General features: G+C 64.3%; 16 protein-coding genes. 7 read left to right on the top strand and 9 right to left on the bottom strand.

Annotated features, from left to right (window positions below; genetic code table 11):
- Positions 1-68: 68 nt before the first annotated feature.
- Both hpt and pdxS read left to right on the top strand, forming a co-directional pair.
- Positions 69-638 (top strand): hypoxanthine/guanine phosphoribosyltransferase, encoded by a 570-nt coding sequence (hpt, locus tag GRX03_RS09835; RefSeq protein WP_159764026.1) that lies wholly within the window; start codon positions 69-71, stop codon positions 636-638.
- Positions 639-688: 50 nt separating this feature from the next.
- Positions 689-1,597 (top strand): pyridoxal 5'-phosphate synthase lyase subunit PdxS, encoded by a 909-nt coding sequence (gene pdxS / locus GRX03_RS09830; protein WP_159764025.1) that lies wholly within the window; start codon positions 689-691, stop codon positions 1,595-1,597.
- A 7-nt stretch (positions 1,598-1,604) separates the two neighbouring features.
- On the opposite strand, the gene GRX03_RS09825 is transcribed toward pdxS, so the two are convergent.
- On the bottom strand, positions 1,605-2,249 hold the full coding sequence (locus GRX03_RS09825; protein WP_159764024.1) for a halocyanin domain-containing protein: 645 nt from the start codon (positions 2,247-2,249) through the stop codon (positions 1,605-1,607).
- A gap of 46 nt (positions 2,250-2,295) precedes the next feature.
- On the opposite strand from GRX03_RS09825, the gene GRX03_RS09820 reads away from it, so the two are divergent.
- Entirely contained in the window at positions 2,296-3,567 is a 1,272-nt protein-coding gene (locus tag GRX03_RS09820; RefSeq protein ID WP_159764023.1) for a mechanosensitive ion channel family protein, read from the top strand.
- A 44-nt stretch (positions 3,568-3,611) separates the two neighbouring features.
- On the opposite strand, the gene GRX03_RS09815 is transcribed toward GRX03_RS09820, so the two are convergent.
- The 4 genes from GRX03_RS09815 to coxB all read right to left on the bottom strand — a co-directional run bounded on the left by GRX03_RS09815 (position 3,612) and on the right by coxB (position 8,282).
- Positions 3,612-4,487 carry a homoserine kinase gene (locus GRX03_RS09815; protein WP_159764022.1) on the bottom strand — a complete coding sequence of 292 codons (876 nt, stop codon included), beginning with the start codon at positions 4,485-4,487 and terminating at the stop codon, positions 3,612-3,614.
- 68 nt (positions 4,488-4,555) lie between these two features.
- Positions 4,556-4,822 (bottom strand): cytochrome C oxidase subunit IV family protein, encoded by a 267-nt coding sequence (locus GRX03_RS09810; RefSeq protein WP_159764021.1) that lies wholly within the window; start codon positions 4,820-4,822, stop codon positions 4,556-4,558.
- An 11-nt stretch (positions 4,823-4,833) separates the two neighbouring features.
- Positions 4,834-7,470, bottom strand: a complete 2,637-nt coding sequence (locus GRX03_RS09805) for a cbb3-type cytochrome c oxidase subunit I (protein WP_159764020.1) — start codon at positions 7,468-7,470, stop codon at positions 4,834-4,836.
- The gene (gene coxB / locus GRX03_RS09800) at positions 7,470-8,282 is read right to left on the bottom strand and encodes a cytochrome c oxidase subunit II (RefSeq protein WP_201289213.1); all 813 of its coding nucleotides are present in this window, start codon (positions 8,280-8,282) and stop codon (positions 7,470-7,472) included. Before coxB ends, GRX03_RS09805 begins: the two co-directional genes overlap by 1 nt.
- A gap of 210 nt (positions 8,283-8,492) precedes the next feature.
- Here coxB and GRX03_RS09795 point away from each other — a divergent pair, with 210 nt between their 5' ends.
- Positions 8,493-9,233: a creatininase family protein gene (locus tag GRX03_RS09795; protein ID WP_159764018.1), complete on the top strand. Its 741-nt coding sequence runs from the start codon at positions 8,493-8,495 to the stop codon at positions 9,231-9,233.
- Here GRX03_RS09795 and GRX03_RS09790 read toward each other — a convergent pair.
- Positions 9,230-9,655, bottom strand: coding sequence for a DUF5790 family protein (locus GRX03_RS09790; RefSeq protein ID WP_159764017.1), 426 nt, complete (start codon positions 9,653-9,655; stop codon positions 9,230-9,232). The two genes, GRX03_RS09795 and GRX03_RS09790, sit on opposite strands and share 4 nt — an antisense overlap.
- A 145-nt stretch (positions 9,656-9,800) precedes the next feature.
- On the opposite strand from GRX03_RS09790, the gene GRX03_RS09785 reads away from it, so the two are divergent.
- A complete protein-coding gene (locus GRX03_RS09785) occupies positions 9,801-11,027 on the top strand; it encodes a phosphoglycerate kinase (protein WP_159764179.1) in 1,227 nt (408 codons plus the stop codon).
- On the opposite strand, the gene GRX03_RS09780 is transcribed toward GRX03_RS09785, so the two are convergent.
- A complete protein-coding gene (locus GRX03_RS09780; RefSeq protein ID WP_159764016.1) occupies positions 11,024-12,106 on the bottom strand; it encodes a molybdopterin-dependent oxidoreductase in 1,083 nt (360 codons plus the stop codon). The genes GRX03_RS09785 and GRX03_RS09780 overlap by 4 nt on opposite strands.
- Positions 12,107-12,429: 323 nt before the next feature.
- On the opposite strand from GRX03_RS09780, the gene GRX03_RS09775 reads away from it, so the two are divergent.
- Together GRX03_RS09775 and GRX03_RS09770 are read left to right on the top strand one after the other, a co-directional pair.
- Positions 12,430-13,050, top strand: coding sequence for a hypothetical protein (locus GRX03_RS09775; protein WP_159764015.1), 621 nt, complete (start codon positions 12,430-12,432; stop codon positions 13,048-13,050).
- A 28-nt stretch (positions 13,051-13,078) separates the two neighbouring features.
- Positions 13,079-14,269, top strand: coding sequence for a twin-arginine translocation signal domain-containing protein (locus tag GRX03_RS09770; protein ID WP_159764014.1), 1,191 nt, complete (start codon positions 13,079-13,081; stop codon positions 14,267-14,269).
- An 18-nt stretch (positions 14,270-14,287) separates the two neighbouring features.
- Here the strand turns inward: GRX03_RS09770 and GRX03_RS09765 are convergent, their stop codons facing one another.
- Together GRX03_RS09765 and GRX03_RS09760 are read right to left on the bottom strand one after the other, a co-directional pair.
- Positions 14,288-15,259, bottom strand: coding sequence for a quinone oxidoreductase family protein (locus GRX03_RS09765; protein WP_159764013.1), 972 nt, complete (start codon positions 15,257-15,259; stop codon positions 14,288-14,290).
- Between the two features lie 153 nt (positions 15,260-15,412).
- A complete protein-coding gene (locus GRX03_RS09760) occupies positions 15,413-17,683 on the bottom strand; it encodes a methyl-accepting chemotaxis protein (protein ID WP_159764012.1) in 2,271 nt (756 codons plus the stop codon).
- Between the last annotated feature and the right edge of the window lie 12 nt (positions 17,684-17,695).

Raw genomic sequence — 17,695 nt, 5'->3', positions numbered from 1 at the left:
GAAACTACGATGGGAGAGACGAGCGACAGAGACAGCAACGTTTTCGTATCGCTGTGAGTAGCGTACGTATGGACAGGCTCAGAGAGTCGCTCAAGTCGGCTCCGGTCGTCGAGAAAGAGGGGTATCACTACTTCGTTCACCCGATCAGCGATGGCGTTCCGATGCTCCGGCCGGAGTTGCTCCGCGAAATCGTAATCGGCATCATCCGGAAGGCCGACCTGGACAAGGTCGACAAAATCGTCGCGCCCGAGGCGATGGGCATCCACATCTCGACTGCCGTCTCGCTGATGACCGACATTCCGCTGGTCGTCGTCCGAAAGCGGTCGTACGGACTCGAAGACGAGGTCTCGATCGCGAAATCGACCGGCTACGCCGACAGCGAGATGTTCATCAACGACATCCGCGAGGGCGACCGCGTGGTGGTCCTCGACGACGTGCTCTCGACCGGCGGGACGCTGAAGGCGCTGTTGACCGCCCTGGAGGACATCGGCGCGGAACTGGTCGACACCGTCGCGGTGATCAAGAAAGTCGGCGGGGAAAACGAACTCGACGGAACGGGCTACGAGCCGAAGACGCTGATTAACGTCGAGATGGACGGCTCGGAGGTCGTGATCGTCGACGAGGACGGCGACGGGTGAGGATTCGCCCTGATAGCACCCGTTAAGTGACTGGAAACCTACGTTGAAACATGAGTGACGCGACCGATCTCGAGGAGTTAGAGCGCGGGACCGAACTGGTCAAACGCGGCTTTGCGAAGATGCAGAAAGGCGGCGTCATCATGGACGTCGTCAACAAAGAACAGGCCCGGATCGCGGAGGACGTCGGGGCTGTCGCCGTCATGGCGCTGGAAGCGGTGCCCGCGGATATTCGCAAGCGCGGTGGCGTGGCCCGGATGCCGGACCCGGTCGACGTTCAGGAGATTATCGAGGAAGTCTCGATTCCGGTGATGGGCAAGGCCAGAATCGGCCACACGGCCGAAGCGCAGATTCTGCAGGCCCTCGGTGTGGATATGATCGACGAGTCCGAAGTGCTCACCCCGGCGGACGACCGCTATCACATCGACAAGCGGGAGTTCACCGCGCCGTTCGTCTGCGGGGCGCGCAACCTCGGTGAAGCCCTGCGTCGCATCGACGAGGGCGCGGCGATGATCCGGACGAAGGGCGAAGCCGGCACTGGTGACGTGAACCAGGCGGTCCACCACCAGCGCAACATCAAAAGCGCGATCAGGAAGCTCGAAGGCATGACCCACGAAGAGCGCGAGCGCTGGGCCCGCGAACACGAGGCCCCCGCGGATCTGGTCCACGACGCCGCGGACCGGGGCCGACTACCGGTCGTCAACTTCGCCGCCGGTGGAATCGCGACGCCGGCAGACGCCTCGCTGATGATGCAGCACGGCTGTGACGGTATCTTCGTTGGCTCGGGCATCTTCGGCGCGGAGAACCCCCGCGAGATGGGGCGGGCTATCGTCGAGGCAGTCAACAACTGGGACGATCCGGAACGTCTCGCAGAGATCGCCTCCGACATCGGAGAAGGAATGAAAGGCGACGCGAACGTCGACCTGCCCGAAGAAGAGAAACTCCAGGATCGCGGCGTCTAACGACGCGTTAGTGTTCTTGCTCGTCGTCGCCGAACATCTCTCGATAGGCCGAGAGACCGACCAGCGCGGTCGTTCCGAAGACGGCGGCTCCACCGAAGATGGCGACGGAGTTGAGCGTCTCCTCGGCCGCTCCGAACGGCGTGGTGTCACCCTGGACGTTCTCCTCACCGACGACGATGACACCGCGCATCCCGAGCCCGCGGTGTGGGCTACACGCGTAGGGGAACGTGCCGGTATTCGAGCTCTCGAAGGTGAACTCGTACAGCACGCCCGAGTCGTTGACTGGCTCACCGCTGTCGAACAGCGACTCCTCGGCGTCTGCGACGGCGGTGTCGTGATAGACGTTGTGTGCGCCGCCGTTGCCGGTCCACTCGAAATTGACAGTCGTCCCTGGCTCGATCAGTAGCGCCGGTGGGTCGAAGAGTAGTCCACTCGTTCCGGCGCCGACGGTGACGGTTACCTCGTCCATCCCCGTCGCGTCGGCAGTTTGGCCCTCGAAATTATCAGTTTCAGAGAGATAGCCGCCGTAGAGGTCGCTCTGTGCGCTGGCGGTACTACTGGCGGCGGCTCCGACCGCACCTGCAGTCGCGGCGCCGGCACCCCGCTTCAGCAGTGATCGTCGCGTCAGTTCGCCCGTGGTATCCTGGTCCATTATACTTGGTACTCACAGTTTGAGCAGTATAAATCCGGCTGTTTTCGTGACAGACCGCCGGTCAGCGTGGGTAACGGTGAAGTTCGTCGACGACATCAACGCAGGTATGGGCGCCCGGGCGGAGGTCGTCGGACAACAGCGGCTCGACGAGTTCAGACAGTTTGTCGAGGAACTGGTGACGACGGAAGGACGGCTCGCAGTTAGTGCGGGTATTTTCGTGCTCACGGTGCTGATCGTGTTGATCGCCCCACGTGTCGTCCGTAGAGTGGGACGGCGGGCCCGAAAGCGGTTTCCGGAGGGGCGGACGGCGAACGCGGTCGATCTGATTGGCGAGTATATCCCCAGGACGATCAGCGGCCTGTTCTTGCGACTGTTTCAGATCAGCATCTTCGGCGGCGCAGTGATCGCACTGTTGATCGTCTGGGGACAGGTCGATCTGGCGGTCAGCGCGCTGGGCTACGTCTTCGTCTCCCTGCCGCTTTTCGGTCAACTGTTCATCACCGGACTCATCTTCCTGTTCGCATATATCGTCTCGGATCTGTTCGAGGAGACGATCCGGGATCTCAGCGAGGACGCCAACCGGATCACCGACCACCAGCAGGAGATCGTCACGCGGGTGGGGAATCTCGCGGTGTTCGTCTTCGCGGTCGCCGCGGTGCTCACGCTGTGGGGGCTCAATCTCTCCGGACTGCTCGTCGGCGCCGGCTTTCTGGGTATCGTCGTCGGCATGGCCGCTAGGCAGACGCTCGGCTCGATGGTCGCCGGGTTCGTGTTGATGTTCTCCCGGCCGTTCACCATCGGAGACTGGGTCGAAGTCGGTGAGAACGAGGGAATCGTCACCGAGATCACGATCATGAACACGCGGATGCGGAACTTCGACGGCGAGTCGATCGTCATCCCGAACGACATCGTCAGCAACCACGCCGTCATCAACCGGAGCGAGCAGGGCCATCTCCGGCTCAGAGTCGAAGTCGGGATCGATTACGACGCCGACCCGGACCACGCCGAGGAGGTCGCCCTCGAAGCGATCAACTCTGTCGAGTCCATCGCGGACTCACCGCCGCCGGCGGTCGTTCCGACGCGGTTCGGCGACTCCGCGGTCGTGCTGGAACTGCGCTTCTGGATCAACAGACCGACGCCCCCGCGGAAGTGGCGGGCCACCCGAGAGGTGATCCACCGGGTCAAGGAGCGATTCGCCGAGGAGGGGATCAAGATCCCGTTCCCGCAGCGGGAACTCTCTGACAGGGCCGCCGAGGGCGTTTCCGACACCGAACCCGCAGGCCCGCGACCCGAGGTCGGCTCACAGGCCGAAGACTGAACACGGCGGCGGGAAGGTGAAAGTGGAGACAGCTCCGCCGAGGACTAACGGATGCGCGCGCCGCGTCCGATTTTCGTCTGGTAAACGCGGGCCTGCGTGCCGGCGTTCTCGAAGGCATCGAGCATCGCCGTCCCGACCGCACGCTGTGCCTGCTCGGGACAGGCGGCGATCACTGCCGGGCCGGCACCGCTGATCGTGACGCCGGTCGCCCCGGCATCGAACGCCGCCGCCCGGACGCGGTCGTAGCCGTCGATCAGTTTCGCGCGAGCGGGGGTCACGACGGAGTCGTGCATCCCGGCACCGACCAGTTCGGGATCGTCACGGTGCATGCCCGTCGTCAGCGTCGCCGCGTTGCCGACGGTCTCGACGAGGTTCGAGACTGACGTGCCGTCGGGAACGACTCGCCGGGCGTCCCGTGTCGAGACGACGATTTCCGGGAGACAGGCGACCAGTGGAATCTCCGCGTCGACCTTCCGGACGCCGTCGCCGGTGGCGATTGTGAACCCGCCCATGATCGCCGGGGCGACGTTGTCGTCGTGTGCCTCGCCGGAGACGACCGCCTCCCCTTCCGCCGCGATGGGAACGAGTTCTTCCCGGGAGTAGCCGCGGTCGTACAGTTCGTTCAGTCCGACGGCCGCGGCGGCGGCGCTGGCCGCAGACGAACCGAGCCCCGACGCCGGGCGGATTCCCTTGTCGATCTCGATGTGTGCCGGGGCATCCAGGGCCTCTGCGACGGCACCGACGGTGTTTTTGTCCGGATCCTCCGGTATGAAATCACTACCTGCGCCGCTCACTTCGATTGTCGTCTCGGAGGCTTTCGTAACACGGACGACATCGGCCGGGCGTGAGAGCGCAACGCCGAACACGTCGAAGCCGCTTCCCAGGTTCGCACTCGTCGCTGGAGCCCGGACTGTAACCATACGCTTCGTTGCTTCAGTGAGCGGAAAAAGGTAACGAGACTACACCGCGGCCCGGGGACACCAGCCGGTCAGACGACCGAGTAGCCCGCGCCAGCGGTCAGTGCGAGCACACAGAACACGCCCGCCATCGCGAGGTACGTGATCGAGCGGGGCTCCTCCCGCAGGTGCATGTACCAGCCGGCGACGGCGAAGGCCTTCATCGTCGAGAGCGCGAGGATGGCCACGAGGCCGAACCAGTACAGTCCCTCCGGCAGGACCGACTCGACGACGAACTGCGTTGTACTGATCGCGCCCAGCGCGACGAATATGATCGTGTAGAGTTTGATGTTAGCCATGTGTGATCACCTCAGAGGATGTAGAACAGCGGGAAGAGGAACAGCCACACGATGTCGACGAAGTGCCAGTACAGGCCGAAGTACTCGACAGTGTGGGCGGTCTCTCCCTCGCTCCAGTAGGCACCGCGGGAGGCACGTGCGATCAGGAACAGCAGGATGAGCATCCCGATCACGACGTGGACCGCGTGCAGACCGGTCGTCAGGTAGTACGTCACAGAGGCGGGGCCGGAGTCGAAGACCCAGCCGAAGTGGAAGTAGTACTCGACCCACTCGATGCCCTTGTTCACCAGGAACAGACAGCCCCCGACGAACGTCGCGGAGAGGAACGCGAGGGTCTTCAGTTTGTCGCCGCGCTTTGCGTACGCGAGCGCGAGGACGACGGTGAAACTGCTCGCGAGCAGGATGTAGGTGTTGATCAGCCCGGGCAGGACGGCGTGTTCGGCCAGTCCGTTCTCGTGGGCGATGTGCCACCAGTCCTGCCAGCCGGCGCGCAGGCGCATGAAGATGTACGAGCCGATGAAGGCACCGAACAGCACGATGTCGGAACTCAGGAACACCCACATGCCGAGTTTCGTGTTGTCGACGCCCTCGAAGGGCCACTGCTCGGCCAGTTCGGGCTCCGGTGCGAAGAAGGACTCAAAGCCCATCCCGACCAGGGCACCGACGCCGGAGATGATCCCGACGAGCGTCACCCAGAAGTAGGTGTTCGCCTGTCCGAAGCCGGCCTCGATGCCGTGGTGCAGGTTGAACAGGAGCAGGAACGCCGCCAGCAGCGGTCCGGCGAGCAGGAGATACAGCCCGTGGACGACGCCGAAGCCGTCCTTGCTCGCGCCGCGCAGACCGACGAAGGCGATGTAGAACGGAATCGCGAAGACGAACGGCCAGATGAAGTACGACTCCTCCAGACCGGAGATACCGACTGCGGTGATCAAGCCGGTCGTACAGAGGATTACCGGCCACCAACTCGTGTGATCCGCTTCCTGTTCGATCGCGTCGGCAGCGGTCGCGACGCCGCCGTCGGTCTTGGCGTCGGCTTCGCCGCCGTCGGTTGCCGCACCGTCGAGGAAGTTGAGCTTGCCCGTCGCGAAGCTCGGTTTGCCGGGGAAGTTACCCTCCGGCGGTGGCGAGGAGACCGACCACTCCGCGGAACCGGTGTAGGCCCACGGACTCTCGTCGACCACGCGGTCGCTGTAGAGACTCGCCACGAGGTTGTAGAACATGATCAGGAACGACGCCCCGAAGACGAACGCGCCCACGGAGGCGGCCTGATGCCAGATAGTGAAGCCGGCCTCGTAGTGGAACCAGCGTCGCGGCGTCTCCCAGACGACGAACATCGGGAAGTACAGCAGGTTGAAGCCGACGAAGGCCGCTGCGAAGTGGACCTTCCCGAGGAACTCGTTGTACATCTTCCCGGTGATCTTCGGGTACCAGTAGTAGATGCCGCCGATCAGGGCGACTGCGCCCGAAGCCATCACGTAGTGGAAGTGTGCGACGACCCAGTACGTGCCACGGAACGAGTAGTCGAGCACGATCGCACCGAGGAACACGCCGGTGATCCCACCGAGGATGAACAGCAGGATGGCGCCGAGCACGAACAGGAACGGCGTCTTCCATCGGACCCGCCCTTTGATCATCGTATAGATCAGCGCGAAGATCATCAGGTCGAAGGGCAGCGAGATACCGATGGTCGTCACCATCATCACCGTCTTGATTGGGAGGTTGATGCTGGTGAGGAACATGTGGTGCATCCAGACGATGAAGCTCTGGATCGCCACCAGCGCCATCGCGATGATGAACCACTTCCGGCCGACGAGCCGTCGCCCGGAGAACGTCTGCACAATCTCGGCCATCGCGCCGAGCGCGGGGAAGAAGACGATGTACACTTCGGGGTGACCGAAGAACCAGAACAGGTGCGTCCAGAGCAGCGAGCCACCCTCGGAGCTTCCGAAGAAGCCGCTGCCGGCCGATCCGGCGAAGATGTGATCGAAGCTAAGCAGGAGAATCGCCGCCAGCAGCGCGGTGAACGCGAACAGCATCATCCAGACCGTCAGGAGGATGGAGATGCTGAACAGCGGCACGTCCCGCATGCGCAGTCCGTCGGCGCGCATCCGGTACATCGTCGTCAGGAAATTGACCGATCCCAGCGTGACGGAGGCGACGAACACCGCCAGTGCGAGGATGCCGGAGAAGGCACCTAGTTCCGCGACCGAGGGGATAAACGCCGGGAGGTTCAGCGGCGCGTACAGCGTCCAGCCCGTCGGCAGCGTCGAGCCCTGGAAGAAACTGATCCCCAGGATGACCCCGGAGAACAGGTACAGCCAGTAGCTCATCGCGTTGATCCGCGGGAACGCCAGGTCGTCAGCCCCGATCTGCAGCGGGACGAGATAGTTCGCGAGTCCGAACGCGAACGGCGAGAGGAACCAGAACACCATCAGTAAGCCGTGTGCGGTCACGACCTGGTTGTATCCGAGTTCGCTGAGGATCACTGTCCCCGAGTTCCACATCTGAACCCGGATCATGAACGCCAGGATCCCCCCGAAGATCAGGAAGAACAGCGACGTGATGATGTACAGGATCCCGATGTCTTTGTGATTAGTCGTTACGAGCCAGCGTTTGACCGAGGATTTCGGTGGTAGGTGTTCGCTCATTAGCTACTCACCTCCATGAATTCGATCTGTGATGCATCCGTGTTCTCCTGTGAGGTGTACCAGTCGATGAACCGCTGTTTTTCGACGACGAGGACATCGCCGTTCATGTTCGAGTGACCCTGGCCACACAGCTCGTAGCAGTTGGCCTGGTACAGCCCCGTCTTCTCCGCTTTGAACCAGGTGTGGGTCGTTTCGCCGGGGATTGCGTCAGTTTTCGCCCGGAACTCGGGGATCCCGTAGTTGTGCCAGACGTCACGAGAGGTGACATCTAGCCGGACGGTGGTCCCCTTGGGCACCACTAACGCGTCTGAGTCAGCCTCCGGATGTAACTTCGTCGCGTTGTAATCGCTGCTCGCGAGGACCTGTGAGTCGTTGCTGACCTCGTCCTCGAAGTAGGTGTAGTCCCAGCCGAACTGGTAGCCTTCGACATCGACCTCGATGGCGTTGCCTTGGCCTTGGCCCGTGTCCTCGACGTACAGCAACATCGTGTACGAGTAAATAATCAGCCCCAGGACGAGGAAGGCGCTGATCCCGAAGGACATGAACAGTTTCTTTCCGCCGCCTTTACCTTGCCCTGTGGGGATCTCTCCCTGGCGAGGGCGCGCGACATCGTAGTCGTCCGTCTCCGCGAGTTCCTCCTCGTCGACATCGTACCGACCGTCTGCGTCGCCGACGGTCGTCCGGTATTTGTACGCGTTGTATACCGTGTACGAGATGACGACCGTCCCGACGATTGTCCCAAGGACGAGAAAAACCAGGTAGAGCTGCCCGAAAACATCTGCCTGGCTTTGCCCGGCCTGGGCGACCGGCATGTGTCGGAGGATGGACGAACCTGTTAATCCGGTACCCAGCATTCTACCGGTCATTACGGTTATCGTGTCTTATGCATTTCGGAAGGCCGCAATACCACGGGCTATATTACCGGTTGCTGGCGAATTTGCCGCTTCGGAGAACCGATCTTGTTCGGGTGCCGGGCCGTGAGGAGACAGCACATATAAACGGACTCGTGTGGAGGTAGGTGTATGGAGCTGGTGAACTCGACCTGGCCCGAGGCGGACGCGGCAGGAACGTCGCTCGCGGTGTTACCGGTCGGGAGCACGGAACAGCACGGCCCGCACGCGGTGCTGGGCACTGACGTGTTCACCGCGGGTGCGGTCGCGCGCGCGGGCATCGAAGAGAGCGACCGGGACCCCGTGCTGGGCCCGACGATTCCGGTCGGGATTGCCGCCGAACACAGGGAGTTCGCCGGGACGCTCTGGGTCAGCGAGGACACGTTTCGTGCGTACGTCCGGGAAACCTGCGAGAGCCTGCTCGCTCACGGCTGGGACCGGATCGTTCTCGTCAACGGTCACGGCGGCAACGTCGCGGCGCTACGGGAACTCTGCGGAACGATCAGCCGGTCGGGAGAGGGCTACGCGGTCCCGTTCACCTGGTTCGACGCCGTCGACGCCGCCGACATCTCCGGGGAGGCGATCGAGATGGGCCACGGGGGACCGGTCGAGACGAGCGTGCTCGAACATCTCGGCGGCGAACACGTCAGACCGGCGGAGTACGACCGGGCCGCCGCCGGGGCCGCCGAGCGGTGGGGTGACTGGCAGTCGGGGGTGAACCTCGCGTACGACAGCAGCGAGTTCAGCGAGAGCGGCGTCGTCGGTGATCCCCGCGAGGGATCCGCAGAACTCGGAGCGGCACTGCTCGACGCCGCGGCCGAGTCGCTCGCCGCGTTGCTCGACACCGTCGCACGACGGGAGCGGCCGGATTAGGCCTCGGCGGCCTCGGCGTCGGCCTCGGGGTCTGCCTCGGTCTCTTCGAGGGCGGATTTGAGCTGCGGGATCGTGCTCGCGAGTTCCCCGACCTGTTCGCTCGCAGTCTCGATGTCCGCCAGCAGGTCCTCGACGGCCGCAATCTCCTCCGCGAGATCCTCCGCATCGTCGAACGCGTCGGCTTCAGTCCCCATCGTGTACCACTTCTTCGCGTCCCGAAGGTTATCCTTGGCTTCCCCCAACTCCAGCGCCGTGCGCAGGCTGTTCAACACCCCGAGAGTGTTGTCGGCCTCGACGTCCCAGATATCTGCCGCGTCGGGCAGTTCCGCCCGCGCCGCGGCGAGCGACTCCTCGACGTCGTCGCGCATCTCGGAGGCCGCCTCGGTGAATAGCTCCTCGTCGTCCAGCGTTGATTGTGACATACTGACTAGTTCTCGCCGGTCGGCATTAAAAAGACGCCTGAAAGTGAAAGTGAAATCGCCGCGTTTACTCGCTTTCGAGTACTAGATCCGTAGATTTTCGCGGGAAACATCGCGGAGTACTAGTAGGAGGTTGCCGACTACACAAATGATGAGCTACCGGACACTGGACGACCTCGCCGATGGCCAGACCGTGCTCGCACGCCTGGATCTGAACTCGCCCGTGTCGGTCGGCGTCGTGGAGGACAACCGACGGTTTTCGAGACACGCCCGGACGGTGCGGGAACTGCTGGACGACGGCCACCGTGTCGCGCTGCTGGCGCACCAGGGCCGTCCCGGTCGGGACACGTTCGTCACGCTCGAACAGCACGCGGAGATTCTCTCGGAACACGTCGGTCGGGAGATCGAGTACGTCCCCGACACCTACGGAGAGACGGCACTGACCGCAATCGACGACCTCGAGGCCGGTGAGGCGATCATGCTCGAAAACGTGCGGATGACAGACGACGAACTGCCGGAACGGGAACCGGAGGAACACGCCAAAAGCGACCTCGTCCAGACGCTGGCTCCGGAGTTCGACGCCTACGTCGGAGACGCGTACTCGACGGCACACCGCAAACACGCCTCGATTGTCGGACTACCGCTGGAGATGGAAGCCTACGCCGGCCGGGTGATGGTCTCCGAGTACGAGGCCAACAGCGCAATCGCCAACCGCGAGTTCGACGGCGAGGTGACGATGGTCGCCGGGGGGAAGAAAGCGACCGACGTCATCGACGTGATGACCTCCCTGCAGGACCGGGTCGACAACTTCCTGCTCGGGGGGATCGTCGGCGAACTGTTCCTGCGGGCCGTCGGCTACGACGTGGGCCGGGATATCGACGAGTCAGATCTCTACGAGAGCCAGTGGCGTGCCAACAAGGACCGGATCCGAGAGTTGATCGAGAGCCACCCCAGCGAACTCGTCTACCCCTCCGATCTCGCCTTCGCCGACGAGAACGACGAGCGCAGCGAGGTGACCGTCGCGGATGTCAAGAACAAAGACCACGACTACCTGGACGTCGGCAGCGACACGGTCGAGCAGTTTTCCGACATCGCGGCCCACTCGGAGGCTGTCTTCGTCAAGGGCGCGCTCGGGATGTTCGAGGACGAGCGGTTCAGCAACGGCACCGCCCGCGTTCTGGAGGCCATCGGTCGAAGTGACTGCTTCTCGGTCGTCGGCGGCGGCGACACCTCCCGTGCCATCGAGATGTACGGCATGGACGAGGCCGATTTCTCACACGTCTCTATCGCCGGGGGCGCGTACATCAACGCGCTGACCGGCAGATCCCTGCCGGGCGTCGAAGTGCTCAAAGGCAGTGTCGAGGCGACACACTAGTCGAAGCCGCTGATCAACGTCGCGAGCCACTGCGCCGGATCGCCCCGTTTTCGCACCTCGACGCGCTCGACCCACTTCACCCACTGGAACCCGCGACGGCCGGGCGCGACGAGTCGCAGCGGACGACCGTGGCCGTGGCTGAGCCGTTCTCCGCCGACGTGTGTCGCGAGCATCGCCTCCCGGGCCTCCTCGATGGGGAGACTCCAGCGGTAGCCCGTGACCGAGACGAACCGGACGTGTGTCGCCGCGTCGTCGGGATCGACCAGATCGAGCAGATCACCGACGGCGACCCCCTCCCACTCCTGTTCGGTGTACCAGCCGCTCGTACAGTCCAGCAACACCTCTGCGGAACTGGTCGGGTCGAGTTGGTCGTACGACAGCGAGACGGACGCGTCGACGGCACCCTCGACCGAGAGGCGATAGGCGTCGATATCGACCGGGTCCGGACTGTCAGCGACCCAGGAGGTAACCGGAAAACTGGCGTTGCCGTCGCCGTCTCGTCGCCGTGACCCGGTGAGCCGGCGTTCGTCGCCGGGCGTGTCGAACGCGGCGTTGAGAGCCTGCTGGCCGCGGTAGGAGAGTGCGCCCGCAATCAACAGGACGGAGTACTGCATAGTCGTTCGCCGCCGCTGGAAGTCGACACGTCTGGGTGGCCGGAACCGGGTTCGCTGGTGTGCCACCATCAGCACGACCAACAGCAGCCCGAGCCCGACGTGGACCGACAGGAACTGGAAGTACGGAATCTCCGGAACGAAACCGAACACCCAGAGAACCCCCGTCGCGATGGTGGCGATGGCAGTCAGCGCCGTCACCACCGACAGCGCCGTCGAGGGCCGCCACTGGCGGCGGTCGGTGAGGCGATACCGGACGCGGGCGAGTTTGAACCCGAGCAGGACGGTCAGCGCGAGTCCGACGGCCCGGTGAAACCAGAAGACCGGCACCCACGCCGGCCGAACGCCGAGAAAGGAGAGCACGCCGGAACCGGCCGCGAGGACGACCGCGGCGAAGATCGACCAGTCGACCGCACGCGGCGGCGGCCGGAGCGCGGCCAGCAGACGACGCGGCGTGGACCCGCTCATTGGTTTCTGTAAGGTATCCCACGGATTAACAGTTCCGTGGCCCATCCTGAGCGGAGCGAAAGGAGCGAGACAGTGAAAATCCCGAGCAATAAGAAACGTACCGGAGAGGCGAGTCAGATCAGTTATGAGTAGGGTGGACTGGAGTCCGTCTCAGGGGGGCTCGCCGTCCTCTCCGTCGCCTACTTCACCGGTGCCGGGGCGGACGGCCCGAGCACGGGTGGGACAACCGGGGCGAGGCCATCGTCTGTCGTAGTTCACCGAACGAACGGTTCGCTCCCGCCGAGGGACCGTAGCTTGAGGGAGCTACAGACGAAACGGCGCGTATGATCGCGGGTCTCGCGTCGACGAGTCGTCCCGGGCCGGGATTCGTCGTGGTACTGGTCGCCGCGAGCGTCGTGACTGTCGCGGCGGCACTGGTCGCGTGGCGATACCGGCAACGCGGGACAGTCGTGGCCTTCTGTCTGCTCGGTGCCGTCGGCGTCGTCGGGCAGGTAGCAATCGTCCGGACGGACCCCCTCTCTCGGCTCGGCTTCGTCCTCGGGACGACCGGCGGGTGGCTCTGGTATCTCGGCTGGCTTGCCGCGGGCCGAGGCCGTGCTCAAGCCGAACGGGGAGTGGCTGTCGGGGGATTGCTCTGGGTCGCCGGCGCGGTGACAGTCACGATCAGCCTCGCCGGCGTCGGCTGGCCGGTGCAGTTGAGTCTCGCGGGCGGGGCGCTCGCGGGAGTTGTAACGGCGGCCTACAGCCGGTTGCGAGCAGATGGCTGGCGCCAGCCCGGGATCGATAGCGTAATGATCGGTGCGGCGTTCGTCGGTCCGGCGGTCGTCGGCCGGGCATTCGGCACCGAGGTGGTGTTCGTGCTTTCGTTGCTCTGGACGGTATTAGGCGTTCTCGGCTGGTATCTCGCCGGACTGTTCGGATCCTCGAAATACCGAAGTGATTAAAACCGGTGACGGGGTATGGACTGGGAAGATGAACGATCAGAGCCGTCGCCAGTTTCTCCGTTCGTCCGCCGTCGCAGTCGGCGTGATGGGGGCTGGTCTCGCTCAGCAGCGCGGCGCCGCACAACAGACAGGAGAGATTCCCGGCTACGCGGAGTGGATTCCGGACGGGGACAGCGTGTTGAACAACGCGGGGGAGATAGATATCGGGACGTACACCGTCACGGAACAGGTCGAACAGTTCGGCGAAGTGAGCGCGAGTACGAACCCGCCGCTGCAGTTCGAACCGTTCGTGTACACGGCCAGCATGCTCAATCTCTGGCAGGCGCTTGGGGTGACGAGTCTCGCAGAGCCGGTGCTCGGCCCGCTCGCCTCTATGAGTGATCCGACGAACGCCGAGCCCACCGGTGTTCCGGCGGAGCGGCACACGCTCATCGGGCGTACCTCGGTGTACACCGGGTCGTTCGACACCGACGCAATCGCACAGGCCGTCGAGGACAGCGACGCGACCGAGACGCAGTACGACGGCGTCTACGAGTATCCGAACACCGCCGTGATCGCCTGGGGAGACGGCTATCTGCTTCAAGGGGACACCCAGAGCACCGAGCAGGTCGTGGCGATCAGAAACACCGGCGACGGCAGCCGCTCACCGCGATACGAGAGTTCGACACAGCTACGGGACCTCCTCACGGCGGTCGATCACACCGGGCAGGTGATACTCCGACACTCCAGCGACGGGACGCTCAACACCGGGGCATACACCGAGCAACTCGATCACTCACCGATCGAGGGGGCGTCGGGCTACATCGGAACGCTCAGATACGACCTCGACGCGACGGAGTTCGACGGGACGACCGTCATCCGCTACCCCGACGAGGGGAGCATCGACACGGACCGGATTAGCCAGATGGTGACCGACGAACTCCGCTCGGAGATCACCCGAGACGGGCGGACCGTCCGGGTCACCGCCAGCTACGACAGAGGCGCTGTCGGCTTCGATCCGAACAGCAGTCAGGACGGCTCCGACGGCGAGGATGGCTCTGACAGCGAAAACAGCACCGACAGCGATGGAATGGACGGGAATAACTCGGCATCGAACGACACCGACGGTTCGGAGAGTTCCGACGGCTCCGGTCCGGGCTTCGGGGTGGCGACCGCGCTGTCGACCATCGGCGGTGCGGGCTATCTCCTCTCACGACGCCTCGACGGCGACGCCGAGTGAGCCCGCGAAAAGCGGCTGTCAGGGCGTGATGACGACTTTTCCCATCGACTGGCGACTCTCGACGTACTCGTGAGCGTCGGCGACGTCTTCGAGATCGAACGCGCGGTCGAACTGGACTTCGAGTTTCCCCTCTGCGAGCATCTGCGATAGGTCGTCGACCGACGCGAGCACCTTCATCGGCTTGCGCTGGAGGCCGCGGCCCAGGTGGTAGCCGATCACTTTCTGGTTGCCGAAGAGGATGTCGTCGGTCGAGGGCCGCCCGGGGGTGCCGCTGGCCGCTCCGTAGACGACCATCCGGCCGAACTCCTTGAGCGCGTCGAGCGAGCGCTGTGTCGTCTCTCCGCCGACGCCGTCGAGGACGAGATCGACGCCGTAGTCGGTGTTCTCCCTGACGACCTCGACGAAGTCCTCCTCCTCGTAGTTGATCGTGTAATCGGCGCCGAGGGCGGCCGCCTTGTCGAGTTTCTCCTGGGTCGAGGCCGTGCCGAAGATCTCCGCGCCGGCCTCCCGAGCGATCTGGACGGCGGCGGTTCCGACGCCGCCGGCAGCGGCGTGAATGAGCACCGACTCACCCGCTTCGAGCCCACCCCACTCGTGGAGACAGTTCTGCGCGGTGAGATACTGCACCGGGAATCCGGCGGCAGCCTCGAAGCTCAATCCCTCCGGAATGTCGAACAGCCCCATCGCGTCGGCGATTGCGTACTCGGCGTAGCCGCCAGCGCCGTCGACCATCGTCACGACCTCGTCACCGACCTCGCGGCCGACGCCCTCACCGACCGCGTCGACGACGCCCGCGACTTCGAGTCCGGGGGTGTACGGCGGCTCCGGACCGCCCTGGTAGTGGCCCCGTCGCTGCATGATGTCCGCGAAGTTGATACCCGCCGCCTTGACCTCGATCCGGACCTCGCCCTCGCCGGGCTCCGGCGTCTCGACCTCGTTGACTTCGAGCACGTCTCTATCACCGAACTCCGTGACCTGAACTGCTCTCATACACCACGGTGTCACAAGCCCGGAGAAATAAAACCATACGATGTAACCGCAGGCAGGCTAATTGTGTCGGTGTTGTTTGGCCACATTTTTAAAAGCCGTGTACGATATACGGACCGGGGGATGGGGGCGGCCCGGGCGCGGCCACGGGCGAGGTCAGTCGGGGGACAGCGGGGGCGCCGACTGGGGTGAGGGATCCGGTTCGGCCCTGGTTTCGAAGGTTTCGAGCGTCTGCTGGAGTCGTTCCGCACGGGACCGGAGCGTGTCGATACTGGCGTCGACCTGCGAGACCGCGGCAGTCTGCTCCTGAGCGGCGGCCGAGACCTCGTCTGCGTCGCTGGCTGTCGATCGGCTCTGCTGTTCGATCCGTGCGACGATCTCGTCGATCTCCTCGCTTCGAGACGCCTGCGAGGCCATGAGATCGTCGATCTCCCGGACTCTGTCGTCGGTCCGCTCGATCGCTTCGAGGACGCTCGCAAACGCCTCGACAGTCTCGTCGACGGCCGCGGTTGTCCGCTCGACGCGGTCGTCCGCGGTCCTGATCTCCGCGACGGTCTCGTCGGTCGTCTGCTGGACCTCCTCGATCAACTCCGCGACGTCCGTCGCCGAGGAGTGAGTCTTCTCGGCCAGTTGTTTGACCTCGTCGGCGACGACCGCGAACCCGTCGCCGTCGGCGTCGGGGCGGGCCGCCTCGATGTTGGCGTTCAGCGCGAGCATGTTCGTCTCGCTCGCGATCTCCCGGATCAGCGCGACGATCTCGTCGATCTCGTCCATCCGGTCGGCGAGTCGCTGGACGTTCTCGACGGCGGCCGCCATGGAGTCCTGGACCTGTTCCATCTCCGTCGTCGACTGCCGCGCGGTTCGTTCCCCGTTTTCGGCGGTCGTTGCGGCGTCCGCCGAGAGTTCCGCAACCGTCTCGGCGGTGGCGGCGGCCTCGCTCGTCGCGTCGGCGTGGTGGCTCATCTCCGTCGAGAGCGTTTCGAGTGAGTCACGCTGGTCGTCCGCCTGCGTCGCGATCCGCTGGATCGACGAACCCACGGTCTCGCTGGTCAGGCGGATCTCCTCGGCTCCGGACGCCGCCTCCGCACTCGACGCGTCGACGGCGTCCGCGAACCGCTGGATCTCGCCGAACGTCGCTTCGAGATCCGTCATCATCTCGTTGAACGACTCGGCTATCTCGGCCATCGCCGGGTTCTGGCTGTCGGGGTCCATCCGCTGGGTGAGATCACCCTCGGCGGCACTGGCCATGACGGCGCTGTAGGACCGGGCGTTCTCGGCCAGACGGTCGTGCATCGTCTCGATGCGCTCGCGCTCGCGTTCGGCCTCACGTTGGGCTTCTTCGGCGGTCGTCTTGGCCTCCTGTGCCCGGTCGCGTTCGTTCTCGACGGCCTCGATCTTGGATTTGAGCGAGCGTCGGAGTTGTTCGAGTGACTCGAACACCGTCCCGAACTCGTCCGAGCGGTCGCTCTCGATTTCGGTCTCCAGGTCCCCGCCGCTGAGTTGCTGGGCGCTGGCCGCGAGCGAGCGGACGGATCGAATCGTCGTCCGACCGACCGTGAGGCCGAACCCGGCCAACCCGACCAGCAACACCGCGAACAGGACCGCGAGCCGGGTCCGGACGGCACTCCGCAAGGAAAACGCCTGTGCGGTGGGCACGCGGTTCGTCACGACCCAGTCGCGGCTCTCGAAGCCTGCGTGACCGACCGCGAACTCGCCGCCGCCCGCGTTCGCCTCGAACCCAGCCCCGCTGTAGCCATCCTTGTCCCACGTTTGGTCGCGCTGGAGAATCTCCTCGGTGTCACTCGATAGGACCGTGATCCCGCTGGCGTTGACGACGCTTACGGTCGTCGCCGTCTCCTCGTAGGCCGAACTGAACAGTTGGTTCGAGAGCCGCCGGAGCTGGATGACGGCGACCAGCGCGCGCTCGTCGGGCCCCGGGGTCTCCCGGACGGCGAGCATCGCCGGTTGGCCGTCGAGAACCAGTGGCTCCGAGTAGCGGACCTCGGCGCCGTCCGGGGCGGTCAGACCGCTGATTCGAGACTGGGCATCCCGTGGCAGTGTTCCGTTGGTCCCCTCTCCGGAGGTTTCTCCGGCCGTGACGACAGACTCACCGGTGTTCAGATCGACGAGATGCGTGCTCGAAATCGCCTTTCGGTTTGAGACTCTCGTCAGTTGGTCCCAGATGCGAAACGCGGTCTCGTTCCGGCTGATCGCCGACGAGCGGACCGAAGACCGGAGCAGTTGGTCCGTCCGCTCGAACCAGACCGCCGTCTGATGGGACTTGTCCTCGGCCGTCGAGACGAGTCGCTGTTCTGTCTCCGTAGTGAGTTGGTCGTCGACTGTCAGGTAGATCGCCGCGCCGCCACCGAGCGTTATCAGAAAGATCACCGAGAGTGCAAGTGCAAATCGTAGTCGATAGCTGTCCATGAACCCAAAATC

Origin of the sequence: Halovenus carboxidivorans (assembly GCF_009831575.1) — an archaeon.
GTDB classification, from domain to species: Archaea; Halobacteriota; Halobacteria; order Halobacteriales; family Haloarculaceae; genus Halovenus; species Halovenus carboxidivorans.
The sequence above is the reverse complement of the archived record's forward strand: the minus strand, read 5'-3'. Positions and strand labels throughout refer to the sequence as shown.